The sequence below is a fragment of the Bradyrhizobium sp. Leo114 genome (assembly GCF_055229415.2).
Genome location: NZ_JBUYEN020000005.1, coordinates 208925 through 222028 on the forward strand (window position 1 = coordinate 208925; position 13104 = coordinate 222028).

Consider the following 13104-nt stretch of genomic DNA (forward strand, 5'->3'; position numbering starts at 1 on the left):
GACATGAACCCGCCCTCCCGCATCGTCACTCCCGAACGCCGCGCCGATGATGTCGGCGACACCGCGCTGCGTCCGCAATCGCTGTCCGATTTCGTCGGCCAGGCGCAGGCGCGCAAGAACCTTTCGATCTTCATCGAGGCCGCACGCAAGCGCGGCGAGGCGCTGGATCACGTGCTGTTCGTCGGGCCTCCGGGTCTTGGCAAGACCACGCTGGCGCAGATCGTCGCGCGCGAACTCGGCGTCGGCTTTCGCGCCACTTCGGGCCCGGTCATTGCAAAAGCCGGCGATCTCGCCGCGCTGCTCACCAATCTGGAAGAGCGCGACGTCCTTTTCATCGACGAGATCCATCGCCTGAGTCCCGCCGTGGAGGAGGTACTCTATCCCGCGATGGAGGATTTTCAGCTCGACCTCATCATCGGCGAGGGTCCTGCCGCGCGCTCGGTGAAGATCGAGCTTGCAAAATTCACCCTCGTGGGCGCCACCACGCGCGCCGGCCTGCTGACCAATCCGCTGCGCGACCGCTTTGGGATTCCGATCCGGCTCAACTTCTACACAGAGGAGGAGCTGGAGAAGATCGTCACCCGCGGGGCCCGCGTGCTGAACATCGGCATGAGCCCTGACGGCGCCAATGAGATCGCCCGCCGCGCCCGCGGCACGCCGCGCATCGCCGGCCGCCTCTTGCGCCGGGTGCGCGATTTTGCTTCGGCAGCAGATGCCACCTCGGTCGACCGCGCCATCGCCGACCACGCGCTTTCCGCGCTCGAGGTCGATGCCGCTGGCCTAGATGCGATGGACCGCCGCTATCTCAGCACCATCGCGATGAACTATGGCGGCGGCCCGGTCGGGGTCGAGACGATGGCCGCCGCCCTGTCGGAGCCGCGCGATGCGATCGAGGACATCATCGAGCCCTACCTGATCCAGTGCGGCTACCTGCAGCGCACGCCGCGTGGCCGGCTCCTCACCTCGCATGCCTTCCGCCACCTCGGCCTCGCCGAGCCCACGCGCGATCCCTCGCAATTCGGCCTGTTCGGCAACGACGACGATTGATCTTCGATTGTCGTAGCCCGGGTGAAGCGCCAGCGTAATCCGGGGCCGCTCTTGAACGTTGGTGCAGGAGTCCCGGGTTACGCGTTCGCTCCACCCGGGCTACGGCGACGTGTCTCATCACATCCTCGTGCAGCAGACCCCCTGACAATCTGCACAAGCGCACCGCAATTCCGCTCCAATCGGACCCCATCAACGAGGGGCATCACCGATTGTCCCCATGTTCTCACGACGTCAATTTTTCAGATCCATCGGCGGCCTCACCGCCCTCACGGCGTCGACCTCGGCCTATGGCTTCGGCGTCGAGCCGGTCCTGCGGCTCCGCGTCACGCGTTACCATCTCACCCCACCGCGATGGCCGGCGGATTTCCCGCTGAAGATCGCCGTGATCGCGGACCTGCACGCCTGCGATCCCTGGATGTCGCTGGAGCGCATCGAGACGATCGTCGCGCGCACCAACGCACTTGAGCCCGACATCATCGTCATGCTCGGGGACTACGTCGCCGGCCACCGCCATGTCACCCGCTTCATTCCGGCAAGCGAATGGGCCGCGGTGCTGGCGAACCTCAAGGCGCCGCTCGGCGTGCACGCGATCCTCGGTAACCACGACTACTGGGACGACAAGACCGTGCAGCGCGAGGGTCAGGGGCTGACGGTGGCCCATCGTGCGCTCGAAGCCAACGGCATTCCGGTCTACGAGAACGATGCAAAGCGCCTGACCAAGGCCGGCCGCCCGTTCTGGCTCGCCGGCCTCGGCGATCAGCTCGCTTATATGCCGGCACGGCGTTTCCGCCCCGTGCGCCGTATCGGCGTCGACGATCTCGGCGCGACGCTCGCGAAAGTCACCGACGATGCACCGGTCATCCTGCTGGCACACGAGCCTGACGTCGCGCTGCGCGTCCCCTCACGCGTGGCGCTGCAATTGTCCGGCCATACCCATGGCGGCCAGGTCCGCGTGCTCGGCTGGTCGCCCGCGGTGCCGCCGCGGCAGGGCGTCGAGCTCGCCTACGGCCACCTGCGCACCAATTGCGACGTCATCGTCTCCGGCGGCCTCGGCTGCAGCATCATGCCGTTCCGCATCGGCGTTCCCCCCGAGATCGTGCTGGTGACGCTCGGCAAGGCCGGACCGGCCGTGGCGTAATACGCGCTTGCGTGTGGCGCGGATTTTGCGCAAAAGCTCGATTTTCCCAGCGAGACGATCGAGGTTCGCAAGTGACAGCTCATCTCGACGGCGAGATCCGCGACGGCCGCCATCACATGCAGTGCCGCGTCTATTACGAGGACACGGATTTCTCCGGCATCGTCTATCACGCCAACTATCTGCGCTTCATGGAGCGCGGCCGCACCAATCATTTGCGGCTGATGGGCGCCGAGCAGCATGCGCTGTTTGCCGAGACCGAGGTGGAGACGCCGGGCTTTGCATTCGTCGTGCGCTCGATGCAGATCGATTTCCTGCGGCCGGCGCGGATGGACGATGTGCTCGACGTCGTGACCTGGCCGGTCGCCGTGAAGGGCGCCTCGATCATGCTGGCGCAGGAAGTGCGGCGCGGCGAGGAAGTGCTGGTGAAAGCGCAGGTGCGCGTCGCCTTCATCAGCCAGGGCAGGGCGCAGCCGATCCCGAAATCGCTGCGGCTCTTGCTGAAGGCCGATGTGGTGTGAAGATCGTGCCACAGATTCGGTGTCGTCCCGGCGAACGCCGGGACCCATAACCACAGTGAGCGGTTGTTTGGCGACGACGTCGACCAGATCGCCCCACCGATAGATCCCGCGGTATGGGTCCCGGCTCAAGTCCGGGACGACAGTAGTGTCACGCCGCAGCCTTGTGGCGCGCGATTTCGGCCTTGTAGAGCTCGAACTCCTCCGCGATCGCTTTCGTCACCGAAGGCCGCGCGCGCAGGCGTTCGTAATAAGCCTTCAGCGTCGGCCATTTTACGAGGTCAACCGGCGGCGTCGCCATGGTCCAGTTGATGACGGTGACGAGATAGGCATCCGCCACGCTGAAATGGTCGAGCAGGTAGTCGCGCCCCTTCAGATAATTTTCGAGATAGTCGAGCCGCGACAGGTTCTTCTCCACGACATAGGTCTTCGCGTCCTGCGGCGCCTTCTTGTCGAGCAGCGTCACGAACAGGCCCTTGTGCAGTTCGGTGCCGATGAAGCAGAGCCATTGATGCAGCCGGCTGCGCTCCATGCCGGCGCCGCTGCCGAGATTGGCCTCTGGGAAGCGGTCGGCGACGTATTGCAGGATCGCGGCGTTCTCGGTCAGCACCGCGCCGTCATCGGTGCGCAGCGTCGGCACCAGGCCGAGCGGATTGATCTCTGTGAAATCCGAGCCGTCGTTCAGCACCACCTTACTCCTCGGATCGACCTCGAGATAGTCGGCGCTTGCGCCCGCTTCATACAGCGCGATGCGGGTCGCCATCGAGCAGGCGAGCGGCGAGAAATAAAGCTCCATGGGTGCCTCCTTGGCGGTTCGGCCCGGCGGCCGGGCCTCCTGTTGATTTTTGTACTGTTCTGCATAATATGGTTTCGGTCAAGGAATTTTCTGCGAAATGGTACAAAAAAAGAAGAAGCTGCCATCTGCTGCCAAACCGTCGGCTGGCAAAAAGGCTGACGCCGCTGAGCCGAAGCGGCGCGGCCGGCCGCGCGCCTATGAGCCCGACGTTGCCCTCGGCAAGGCGCTCGACCTGTTCCGCAAGCGCGGCTTTGCAGCGACCTCGCTCGACGATCTCAGTGCCGCGACCGGCATGAACCGGCCGAGCCTTTATGGCGCGTTCGGCGACAAGCGCGAGCTCTACATCAAGAGCTATCAGCGTTACCGCGACGATGCGCGCACCGCGATGGTCGACATCTTCCGCGAGGAGTTGCCGATCCGCGAACGATTGACGCGCATCTATGCGGTGGCGCTCGACATCTATCTTTCCGGCGATTCCCCGCGCGGCTGCTTCACAGTAGTGACGGCGGCTTCCGATGCGGTCGCCGATCCCGAAATCCGCGCCTTGGCGCTCGAAGGCTTCGTCGAGCTCGACAAGGCTTTTGCCTCGTGCTTCCGCCGCGCCAAGGAGAAGGGCGAGCTATCGGCAACCGCCGACATCGCCACGCTCGGGCGGCTTGCTTCCGCCACCCTGCACACCATCGCGCTCCGCGCCCGCGCCCGCGTCTCGCGCGAGGAATTGGAAGCGCTCGTCAACGGCGCCATCGAGGTGATGTGCCGCTAGCGCGGCATAGTCCGACTAATTCGCGATGCCCAGCGCAATGCCTTTTTGAACAGACTGGGGTGTGCGACGACTAATATTACGTCTGCAATCGTTTAAATCAGGAATGAAATAGCGCCGTCACCTCACCCCTCCATCCTTCGCCATGCGATGCGAGCGGTGCGAGATGATCAAAACATCTCCCTCTCTGAAAGGTGAAAAAATGGCCCGAATTTCCTCAATCGGTTTCGGTCTGATTGCCTACGCAACCTTCCTCGGCACGATTCTCTATATGATCGGCTTCGTCTTCGGTGCCGTCGTGCCGAAAGACATCGACCAAGGACCCGCTACGCCAACGCTCGAGGCGGTGATCATCAATCTTCTGCTGCTGTCGCTGTTCGCTCTCCAGCACAGCGTGATGGCCCGCAGGTCATTCAAGCAGTGGTGGACCCGCTTCATTCCACAAGAAATCGAGCGAAGCGTGTATGTCCTTCTCGCCAGTCTGGTCCTGATCTTGCTGGCTTGGCAATGGCGCCCGATTCCAGCGATCATCTGGAGTGTTGCTGATCCGGCCGCCGCCATCGCCCTGTCAGGGCTCGCACTGTTCGGCTGGTTGATCGTGCTGTTCGCCAGCTTCCAGATAAACCACTTTGAGCTATTCGGTCTGAAGCAGGTGTTCGCAGATCCGGCGGTCAGCGCTGTTGGCTCTCGTTTCAAGACTCCATTTTTGTACAAACTGGTACGCCATCCGCTCTATCTGGGCTTCATCATCGCGTTCTGGTCGACGCCAACAATGACGGCTGGGCACTTTCTATTCGCGGCCGTCGCAACAGCCTACATTTTCGTTGGCGCCAGCCTGGAGGAGCGCGATCTGATTGCGCTGTTTGGCGATCAGTATCGGCAGTATCGCGAGCGAGTGGCGATGCTGGTGCCCTGGCCTCGTTCCATCAAGGCCGATCACTACACAACGGAGCCTAACGCGAGCGACCGCTGAGATTGTTCGTAGCGCGCTCGTGCAAGAACTCTCTTCGAGACCGGATAGTAACGCGCCCGCCAGTCGGCCGCGGCGGCGGGATGCTCTGTGGCTTGCGCTACTGCTGCTGGCCTCATTGACGCTGCTGACGGATCGCGCAGCCGCGGCCGAACAGGTCGACCCCACGCCGCGGATCGCGATCATTTCGGCCTATAGCCCCGAATGGCTCGCGCTCAAGAATGCAATGAGCGCGACCCGGACGGAGATCATAGCTGACGTGACCTACATCGTGGGTCGCCTCGAAGGCAAAGACGTCGTTCTTTTCCTCAGCGGCGTGTCAATGGTCAACGCCGCCATGACCACGCAGGGCGCGATTGATCATTTCAAGATCAGGCGCATCGTCTTCTCCGGGATTGCCGGCGGCATCAACCCCAGTCTTTCGCCAGGAGATGTCGTCGTAGCCGATCGCTGGTCTGAATATCTCGAATCTGTGTTTGCCCGGCAAGACGGAGCCCGCTGGTCGATACCGAACTGGCTCGGCAAGACGCTGCCGAACTACGGCATGATTTTCCCCCGCGCGGTCGGAATTGCTCACCCGGGTGAGCGCGAGCCGGAAAAGCGGTTCTGGTTTGACGTCGATCCGACCATGCTGGAGATTGCACGTTCGGTCGCGCCGAAAGTCGAGCTGAAGGCCTGCCTTAATCCGGATGTCTGCGGAACCACACGTCCTCGCGTCGTCGTCGGAGGTGCCGGCGTCTCCGGTCCCGCGTTCATTGACAATGCCGAATTCCGCAAGTGGATTTACGATACTTTCAAGGCGAGCCTGGTTGACAATGAAAGTGCGCCAGTCGCCCATGTCGCCTATTCGAACCATATCCCCTTTATAGCCTTCCGCGGCCTGTCGGATCTGGCCGGCGGCGATGCCGGCGAAAACACGGAGAATGAGCTCGAACACCTGGCGTCGGACAACGCCGCCGCGGTGGTCAAAGCATTTCTCCGCGCTCTCCCAGCTCAAGAGTCTCCCGAAAACCGCTCGAGCGAAGGAAGCAAGTAACATAGACCTGTAGCTGCGCAGGCAGGAACGCGGGCGCTTCCCAGCCAGGCACGAGATGTGCTCGCGGTCTCATCGTGTCGGGCGCTCTCGGAAGAGCGCCCGCGTGTTGAACGATAGAGCGCACTACTGGCCGGGATGTGCCTTGATGGCTTGCTCGACTTCCCGTTTGACGGCTTCAAGGTTGAAGCTCGCCGGCGCCTGCATTGGAGGGAAGTCGATGGCCGTTTGCGCCAATCTGGCAACCTCTTGCTGAACAAGCACGAAGCGCCAGAATTCGCGGGCCATGAAATCATTCATATAACCTCCGCCCATGTTGTTCAGGCTTTCGCCGCGGATTGACGGCGTCCGCTCAAACGGGTCTTGGCGGATGTTGACCATGGTTGGCATGTCGGTGGTGTCTTTTTCTCCCGGCCACCCATAAGGCTGCTGGAAGAACTGAAACTTGAAGTTATCGTGGCGAAGCGCACCGAGATGCGGACCGGCGAAATAGAAGATCTCATGGCGAACGGAGGGACCCTTGCCCGTCAGCAGATCCATCTGATTGTAACCGTCGAGGTGGTTCTTGTAGCTGCGGCCTTCCAGCGTCACGCCCTTAAGGAGCTGGTCGGTAATGTTCGGGTTTCCCGCCGCAGCGGTTAGTGTCGGGAACCAATCGAGGCCAGAGAAGATTCCATTCTCGACCGACCCCGGCTTGACGCGGCCCGGCCAGCGAATGATGGCCGGCACGCGGAAGCCGCCTTCAAAACTGGTCCCCTTGGTGGCCTTGAACGGGGTCATGCCGCCGTCCGGCCAGGTGAACACCTCGGCGCCGTTGTCCGTCGTGAAGATGACGATGGTGTTGTTGGTTTCGCCGATGTCATCGATATGCTTGAGCAGGGCGCCGACGCTGTCGTCGAGTTGAGCCATGCCCGCTTCCTCGAGACCGAAGTTCGTCTCGTTGTTCTGCATCGCACTGTATTTCTTCGACAGGAACGTCCAGACGTGCATTCGCGTCGTGTTGTGCCAGACGAAGAAAGGTTTGCCGTCGCGCTTGGCCTTATCCATGAAGTCGCTGGAGGATTTGACCAATACCTCGTCGAAAGTGGTCATGTCGTACTTCGGCTTCAGGAACGGCAGATCATGCATATTCGGCACGTTCGACATATCTGGAAACGGGGGCAGCGGCCCCTCGTCGACGATGCTTTGCTTGCCGATCTTGCCCCAGCGCGGCATCTCGGTGGGGTCGTCCTTGTCCGTCGCGTAGCTGTGGATCAGGCTGCGCGGGCCATACTTGTTGTAGTAGTCCTGGTTGGCGGGGAACGAGTACCAGTACGGATCAGACATCGCGTCGAGGTGATATAGATATCCGAAGAATTCGTCGAAGCCGTGCACTGTCGGCAGATATTTGTTGAGATCGCCGAGGTGGTTCTTGCCGAACTGCCCCGTTGCGTAGCCGAGCGACTTGAGCACGGTGGCCAGTGTCACGGCCTGGTCCGGGATGCCAACATCGGCACCGGCCTGACCGACAGTCGTTAGTCCCGTGCGGATTGGCAGCTCGCCAGTGATGAAGTTGGCGCGTCCTGCCGTGCAGCTCGCCTCGGCGTAGTAGTCGGTGAACATCATGCCTTCCGACGCCAGCTTGTCGAGGTTTGGCGTCTTGCCGGACATCATTCCGCGGTGGTACGCGCCGACGTTGAACCAGCCAACATCGTCTCCCATGATGACAAGAATGTTCGGCGGCCGTTGCTGCTGCGCGGCCGCCGGTGGTGCGGTCGCCGCCAGCACGGCAGCGAACAGCGCGAGTACGCCGATCCAAACGGTCTTTCGGATACTCATGATCTGTTCCCTTCCTCGAACTGTTGCCGATTGCAATACCAAGCGCTTCTCGGAGCGCACCCTGCAGCGAGCGCATCCGAGCGAGCCTTCCGCCTCCTGCTCTTCAGCCTATTAAAGGTAGCCTGACCGCGACTATGCACTTCCGGCAGATCGCATCCCGAGAGAGGGAGGGGCCTCAGTTTGCGGGTATGCGCGTCATGGTGCCCACCACGGCCTCCGCAATCTCCAGCGCTCCCTCAACCCATCCCTGCTTGGTCGACCATGCCTCGCTGACGATGTGCAGCGCCGTTCCGGGCACCGGAGATGCGATTTTCTTCATGATTTCCCAGCTCTTCACGCCCTGATTCCAGGTGTGCCAGGCGCCGCCGTACGGATCTTCTTCCCAGTTCATGAAGCCGACTGACAGCGGCGCTGCCATCGGCTGATCGAGCCCGTGCACGACGCCGATCTGGCGACGGACTTCTGTCGCCACGGGGCCGTCAGGATCGAGCATGGTGAATCCGCTGGCGCCCGGCTGTTCCAGGCGCCGCAAGCCAGCCCAGTAATCGAGCTGCGGACGATCGAAATAGCCCATGGTCAGATGGCCTGTCGCGCCTGCCGGCCGGTCGGGCTCGGTGCCGAAATAATAGATCTGTCGGATCGGCAGGTCGGTGGTCGCCCGTCCGCTGGTCAGACCGAGCGAACGCCACCAGGGCTGCTCATGAGCGAGAAAGACCTTGCCAAGCGGGCGCGGCGTCACGGTTGCAAGCAGAGCTGCGATGGGTGGCTCTTTCAACACAGCGCAGTCGTCGATGATCTCCATCGCCCGGCGCGGCAGCGCAAGTACGACGCGGCGCGCACGAACGGCGCGCGGTCCGTCAGGCGTCGTGAAGACGAGTTCGTGCAGGCCATCGCCTGTCTGGGCTGGAGTGCGCAGTGATACCAACCTATGCTGATGATGAATGGTGCTGCCTTCGCGCATGACGGCGGCCGCAAGCGCGTTCGGCAAGGCCTGCATGCCGTCCACCAGAGTTTTCTCGGTCGGGCTGCCGGTATACTCGATCACCAACGACAATGCGTCGGCGGCATTCCAGTTGCTCACGACTGCACTGTAGCCAATTCCCATCTCGATGAACTGCAAGGCCTCATCGGATAGAAATCGGCCGAGCAGATTGCTGAAGCCCCAGTCGATCAGCGGAAAGCCGTCGAGGGTGAGCGACTCTTTCATCTTCACCCACTCGTCCGGCGACAGGTGCTTCATGGAAGGCATCACCCGTCGCACGGCTTTGACGATCAATTCGAACGGATCGAGATAGAGTTCGTCCGGGCGCAGCCCATAGGGGAGGGGTTGCTTCTTTGCGATGTCGCCGGCACGCCACTGCTTGCCCCGGAAATAGAAGATGCTCTCCGAGTTGCCCGTGGTGAACTCGCGAATCCCGAGACCGAATTTTGCCGCGAGCGAGGTGATGAGCGCGTGACTGGAAAGAAAGCGCATCCCGCCGAATTCTGCGGCGATGCCGGTGGTCCCCGGCATGGTCACGCTGAGCAGGCGGCCGCCGACGCGCGCGGATGCCTCGAACACCGCCATGCCGCCGGGAGGTTGGCCGCAACCGAGCAGGCGCCATGCGGTGTAGAGGCCGCCAACCCCGGCGCCGACGATAGCTGTGTCCAAGGTTTCACCGGTAGATCGAAATCGATCGTTGCCGCTCATTGGGGTTATTCCTGTCAAGTCGAACGATTACGATGCTGCGCGGCCCCTGATAAGGAGTGGCCTGGGAGCCGAGGTAGAACGTAAGTCACATTGATCTTCACCAGAGACTTGGTCAGTCCGCTGAGTTCAGGAAAGATGCAATGTTTCAACCGTAACCGAACTTCGATGCGTAGAACTATTTCCGTAGTGAGCGGGGAAGATCTGGGGGAGCTTACGACCCATAGCTGTGCCGGTAGCAACGCGTGAACACTGGTTCGCTTTACGTTGGAAGCGGACTTTGGCGACTCCAGTAGTGAGGTCCGCTAAGGGCCTTGGTTGTGTGCAAACGGATAGGTCGGCAGGCGGCCGTAGTTGCCAGTCATTGCAGGCGGCCGATGTTCTCGCGTCGGATCGTCCAATGACAGCTAAAGTGGGTATGCGACGCGGTATTGCGCTTTTGGACGCACTTTCCGACCTTCAGGCAGCGCGGATGGCTGCAATCAGGCTCGGTTTGCCGACGATGTTCATCACCCGTGTGAGGTTATAGGCGAGAACATGCAGCGCCATCTCAGCGGCTACATTCCGTAGGCGCTTCATCAGGAAGTGGGTCGCACCCATACGGGCTTTGATCGTGCCGAAGGGATGCTCGACCGTCTCGCGCCGCGTCCGCATGGCGTCGGGATTGGAATCGAGCCGTCTCTGGACCTCCTCGACCACATGCTCATGCTCCCAGCGCGTGATGCGGCGCTCCTTTGACGGCGTGCATTGGCTCTTAATCGCGCAGCCTAGCGTCTTTGATCGCAGGGGAGATCCCAGGGCCGCTCCCGCTCGCCGAGACCGCCATCAACATTGTTGTCTGTGACAAGTACCTGCAATTGAATCTCCTTGCTTGTGGCTGCGAATGCGACACTTCCGTGCAGGCAGTCAAATGCGCAGGAGCTTCATTGCGATTTTGAGGATGGCGGCGGCGACATTCGTCACCGGAGTCGACGTGCTGATCTGCTTGCAACAGCGATGCAGCTTGGTGACATCAACGTCACCACTCTCGTTGACCACTGTCAATCAAGGAAGCCTATTCTTGCAGGCCTACAGACTCACTCAAAGCCTCTCTGATCGGAGCACCAGAATTGGCTGGGCGAACAAGTTGGCTTCTCTCCTTGCAAAATCCGAAAAGTGATGTATATAGGACTTGTTCGATTAGCCGCTGTGCCTTGTTGAATGCGCCTGCGGGCTCCTTTTCCAAAGACATCGACGAAGTTGAAGATAACCGCGCGGCTGTCGCGCGGCATGCGCTTGCGCGCTTTGGAGAAGAAAATGACTACAGGTATTGTTAAGTGGTTCAATGGCCAAAAAGGCTTTGGTTTCATCCAGCCGAACGACGGTGGCAACGATGTGTTCGTTCACATCAGCGCTGTTGAACGGGCTGGCCTTTCCGGACTCGGAGAGGGTCAGAAGGTCAATTTCGAGGTCAAGACCGACAAGATGCGAGGCAAGGTCAGCGCTGAGAACCTCTCGCTGGCTTGATATCGTCGGCGCCGTTTCACGGATGTACTGAAACGGACCCTCTGCCCGCTCGATCCTCGGATTGAGCGGGTTTTGTCCGTTGTGGAGCCCGGTGAGCGATGAGCGCGAAGAAGCCGACAGAGCCATCCCCCGAAGGCATTGCGCGTTCCTATCGCAAGCGCCTGGCCGCTGAAGAGGGGGCGCGGGCATTGGCAGACGTCGAAAGGCATGCGATCGAAGTTCGCACGAACATGGCGCGACTTCGAGAGACGCGTGAGGCCAAGGAAGCAGCTGACGCAGCCCTTCGAGTAGCTTTGCCTCCAGTGCCTGCGCCAAAGAAGCGCCCAAGGAAGCCGCGGATTTAGCGACCTGCAACCAGGGCCAACGGCGAAGAAAATTGGGAGGGCCGATCACATGCCAGAGAGCGCGGGTCGTGCGTAGAGCCAGGTCGGACGGCGGCGGGACGATCACCTTCTTTCTCGCGTTCGGCGCAAATCGACAAATGTGCCGGTTAGCGACGACATTCAGCACGCAGAAGCAGGCCTTCAGCTATCTGCAGAAGCATCGAACAGAATTCGAGCGTATGGCGCGGGCGCGTCTTGCTTCAGGCGAGCTCGAAGACGGGATTGTCGTACTTTCGATGCTCTAGTTGTCAAGCCGGACTAGGTTTGCAAGAGCGCTTTTCGCGATCTCAATTGAATGCCTGGACTCTTTCGCAGACCAATGTCGCTCTGGAGACGAGGCTTCGTTCGTCCCGCGCTTCCGTGGCAAGCTATCGATATCCGTAAACGTTTCAAGCTCCTTCGATATCGGCAACACACTGCCCCCGCGGCCCTTTGACTGGTCAACCCCAGGCCTTCTTCGTCTGCGGCAACCGACTCGTCATCAAATTAGAAATGCGACATCTAGGGCGCCCTGTCGAGCTGACTTCGTCGCTCCGCTTCCCTGGCCAACCGTTCAGCTTTCAGCCGCTCCCGATTTGCATGGAACGCCTGTTCGGCCTTTTCGTACTCAGTGATCACTTTGTTTTCGGTCTGCTTGAACAGATTATTCGCCTCATTGGCTGCATCCGATGGGGAATGCTGTCTCATGCGTCTCCTCCTTGTTTCTGGTGATCTTCAGTCGCCCAATGTCAGCGGCTTCGAGGTGCTCGGCTTATCGTCGGGTCGGCTTACTACGCTTGGGGCGATCAATTCGCACGCGGTCGAACTCCTTGGGGCCGTCGAGTAGATCACGCTTGCGCACTGCCCGATCATCTGCCGTCGTCGTTGTGTCGCCTATGCCATCGATCGTGTCGCCAGCCATTTTGCGAGCGCTCTGCTTCTGGCGATCCTGATCGGCGTGCGACGTAAGTCCCAGTTGCACCAGGCGGCTTATCGCCTCGGACAAGCCAGGCTTGTCTTCCTGCTCATCTATCCATGCTACGATGGCCCTCAGCAATGATTCCGAAGGACTAAAGCCTGCAACCTGAGCTTGGGTGGAACGGCTTACCGGTTTTCTCATCGGACCTTTCAGTTTGCAAACAGAGTGGCCGTGGCGGCCCGCGCCTCGGCACAATCAGAAAACCAACGAGCAGTCCTCCCGATGGGTTCCGACTGAACAGGGAAGCGGGAGCTATCCCTTGCGCAAGATGATGACGCTCCAGCCTCAAGGTCGTCCATTACGGGCGCCTTGGAGCCGGAAGTTGACATTCAACGAAGTGAGGGCTGGTAACTGAGGCGGCCCTTACTTTCCCAATGCATCGACTGCTTTGGACGATCTGCGCAATGCGACTTCGCTCACGGCTAATACCGCGTCATTGTGACCAATCGTCAGCAAGGCTAACCGAGCGATCAACGATCGTATGTTAACCCGG

Annotated in this window: 14 protein-coding genes and 1 pseudogene; 9 read left to right on the forward strand and 6 right to left on the reverse strand. The window is 60.9% G+C overall.

All coding sequences use genetic code 11. The features are described 5' to 3' along the window. Nucleotides 1–3: 3 nt before the first annotated feature. The 3 genes from ruvB to ybgC all read left to right on the forward strand — a co-directional run bounded on the left by ruvB (nucleotide 4) and on the right by ybgC (nucleotide 2703). Nucleotides 4–1047 (forward strand): Holliday junction branch migration DNA helicase RuvB, encoded by a 1044-nt coding sequence (gene ruvB / locus ACZIRK_RS08540; protein ID WP_130228225.1) that lies wholly within the window; start codon nucleotides 4–6, stop codon nucleotides 1045–1047. Nucleotides 1048–1264: 217 nt separating this feature from the next. After that, nucleotides 1265–2185: a metallophosphoesterase gene (locus ACZIRK_RS08545; RefSeq protein ID WP_130228226.1), complete on the forward strand. Its 921-nt coding sequence runs from the start codon at nucleotides 1265–1267 to the stop codon at nucleotides 2183–2185. A 116-nt stretch (nucleotides 2186–2301) separates the two neighbouring features. After that, entirely contained in the window at nucleotides 2302–2703 is a 402-nt protein-coding gene (gene ybgC / locus ACZIRK_RS08550) for a tol-pal system-associated acyl-CoA thioesterase (protein WP_080663688.1), read from the forward strand. A 148-nt stretch (nucleotides 2704–2851) separates the two neighbouring features. Here ybgC and ACZIRK_RS08555 read toward each other — a convergent pair whose 3' ends face one another. Beyond that, nucleotides 2852–3496: a glutathione binding-like protein gene (locus ACZIRK_RS08555; protein ID WP_130228227.1), complete on the reverse strand. Its 645-nt coding sequence runs from the start codon at nucleotides 3494–3496 to the stop codon at nucleotides 2852–2854. Nucleotides 3497–3593: 97 nt separating this feature from the next. Between ACZIRK_RS08555 and ACZIRK_RS08560 the strand changes: the two genes are divergently transcribed. From ACZIRK_RS08560 to ACZIRK_RS08570, 3 genes are all read left to right on the forward strand, one after another. Continuing rightward, nucleotides 3594–4259, forward strand: coding sequence for a TetR/AcrR family transcriptional regulator (locus ACZIRK_RS08560; protein ID WP_130228228.1), 666 nt, complete (start codon nucleotides 3594–3596; stop codon nucleotides 4257–4259). A gap of 199 nt (nucleotides 4260–4458) precedes the next feature. Then, on the forward strand, nucleotides 4459–5229 hold the full coding sequence (mddA, locus tag ACZIRK_RS08565; protein WP_130228249.1) for a methanethiol S-methyltransferase: 771 nt from the start codon (nucleotides 4459–4461) through the stop codon (nucleotides 5227–5229). Nucleotides 5230–5344: 115 nt separating this feature from the next. Beyond that, nucleotides 5345–6262 (forward strand): 5'-methylthioadenosine/S-adenosylhomocysteine nucleosidase, encoded by a 918-nt coding sequence (locus tag ACZIRK_RS08570; protein WP_245474914.1) that lies wholly within the window; start codon nucleotides 5345–5347, stop codon nucleotides 6260–6262. 123 nt (nucleotides 6263–6385) lie between these two features. Here the strand turns inward: ACZIRK_RS08570 and ACZIRK_RS08575 are convergent, their stop codons facing one another. The 3 genes and pseudogenes from ACZIRK_RS08575 to ACZIRK_RS08585 form a co-directional block, all read right to left on the reverse strand. Further along, a complete protein-coding gene (locus tag ACZIRK_RS08575) occupies nucleotides 6386–8077 on the reverse strand; it encodes an arylsulfatase (RefSeq protein WP_130228229.1) in 1692 nt (563 codons plus the stop codon). Between the two features lie 175 nt (nucleotides 8078–8252). Continuing rightward, a complete protein-coding gene (locus ACZIRK_RS08580; protein ID WP_463327148.1) occupies nucleotides 8253–9728 on the reverse strand; it encodes a flavin monoamine oxidase family protein in 1476 nt (491 codons plus the stop codon). 495 nt (nucleotides 9729–10223) lie between these two features. Beyond that, nucleotides 10224–10532 (reverse strand): annotated as a pseudogene (locus ACZIRK_RS08585) (transposase); the annotation flags it as partial. A 528-nt stretch (nucleotides 10533–11060) separates the two neighbouring features. Here ACZIRK_RS08585 and ACZIRK_RS08590 point away from each other — a divergent pair. The 3 genes from ACZIRK_RS08590 to ACZIRK_RS08600 all read left to right on the forward strand — a co-directional run bounded on the left by ACZIRK_RS08590 (nucleotide 11061) and on the right by ACZIRK_RS08600 (nucleotide 11898). After that, nucleotides 11061–11270: a cold-shock protein gene (locus tag ACZIRK_RS08590; RefSeq protein ID WP_130228251.1), complete on the forward strand. Its 210-nt coding sequence runs from the start codon at nucleotides 11061–11063 to the stop codon at nucleotides 11268–11270. Nucleotides 11271–11368: 98 nt separating this feature from the next. Then, nucleotides 11369–11614 (forward strand): transcriptional regulator, encoded by a 246-nt coding sequence (locus tag ACZIRK_RS08595; RefSeq protein WP_130228231.1) that lies wholly within the window; start codon nucleotides 11369–11371, stop codon nucleotides 11612–11614. Between the two features lie 68 nt (nucleotides 11615–11682). Next, nucleotides 11683–11898 (forward strand): hypothetical protein, encoded by a 216-nt coding sequence (locus ACZIRK_RS08600; protein WP_130228232.1) that lies wholly within the window; start codon nucleotides 11683–11685, stop codon nucleotides 11896–11898. A 256-nt stretch (nucleotides 11899–12154) separates the two neighbouring features. Here the strand turns inward: ACZIRK_RS08600 and ACZIRK_RS08605 are convergent, their stop codons facing one another. Both ACZIRK_RS08605 and ACZIRK_RS08610 read right to left on the reverse strand, forming a co-directional pair. Next, on the reverse strand, nucleotides 12155–12340 hold the full coding sequence (locus ACZIRK_RS08605; RefSeq protein WP_028163688.1) for a hypothetical protein: 186 nt from the start codon (nucleotides 12338–12340) through the stop codon (nucleotides 12155–12157). Nucleotides 12341–12404: 64 nt separating this feature from the next. Continuing rightward, nucleotides 12405–12752 carry a hypothetical protein gene (locus ACZIRK_RS08610; RefSeq protein ID WP_130228233.1) on the reverse strand — a complete coding sequence of 116 codons (348 nt, stop codon included), beginning with the start codon at nucleotides 12750–12752 and terminating at the stop codon, nucleotides 12405–12407. Between the last annotated feature and the right edge of the window lie 352 nt (nucleotides 12753–13104).

Excerpts from the sequence above, each read along its gene's own strand:
- ACZIRK_RS08610 (WP_130228233.1), bottom strand. The coding sequence starts at position 12,752 with ATGAGAAAACCGGTAAGCCGTTCCACCCAAGCTCAGGTTGCAGGCTTT.
- ACZIRK_RS08605 (WP_028163688.1), bottom strand. The coding sequence starts at position 12,340 with ATGAGACAGCATTCCCCATCGGATGCAGCCAATGAGGCGAATAATCTG.
- ACZIRK_RS08545 (WP_130228226.1), top strand. The coding sequence starts at position 1,265 with ATGTTCTCACGACGTCAATTTTTCAGATCCATCGGCGGCCTCACCGCC.
- ACZIRK_RS08575 (WP_130228229.1), bottom strand. The coding sequence starts at position 8,077 with ATGAGTATCCGAAAGACCGTTTGGATCGGCGTACTCGCGCTGTTCGCT.
- ybgC (WP_080663688.1), top strand. The coding sequence starts at position 2,302 with ATGCAGTGCCGCGTCTATTACGAGGACACGGATTTCTCCGGCATCGTC.
- ACZIRK_RS08595 (WP_130228231.1), top strand. The coding sequence starts at position 11,369 with ATGAGCGCGAAGAAGCCGACAGAGCCATCCCCCGAAGGCATTGCGCGT.
- ACZIRK_RS08590 (WP_130228251.1), top strand. The coding sequence starts at position 11,061 with ATGACTACAGGTATTGTTAAGTGGTTCAATGGCCAAAAAGGCTTTGGT.
- ruvB (WP_130228225.1), top strand. The coding sequence starts at position 4 with ATGAACCCGCCCTCCCGCATCGTCACTCCCGAACGCCGCGCCGATGAT.
- mddA (WP_130228249.1), top strand. The coding sequence starts at position 4,459 with ATGGCCCGAATTTCCTCAATCGGTTTCGGTCTGATTGCCTACGCAACC.
- ACZIRK_RS08555 (WP_130228227.1), bottom strand. The coding sequence starts at position 3,496 with ATGGAGCTTTATTTCTCGCCGCTCGCCTGCTCGATGGCGACCCGCATC.
- ACZIRK_RS08560 (WP_130228228.1), top strand. The coding sequence starts at position 3,594 with ATGGTACAAAAAAAGAAGAAGCTGCCATCTGCTGCCAAACCGTCGGCT.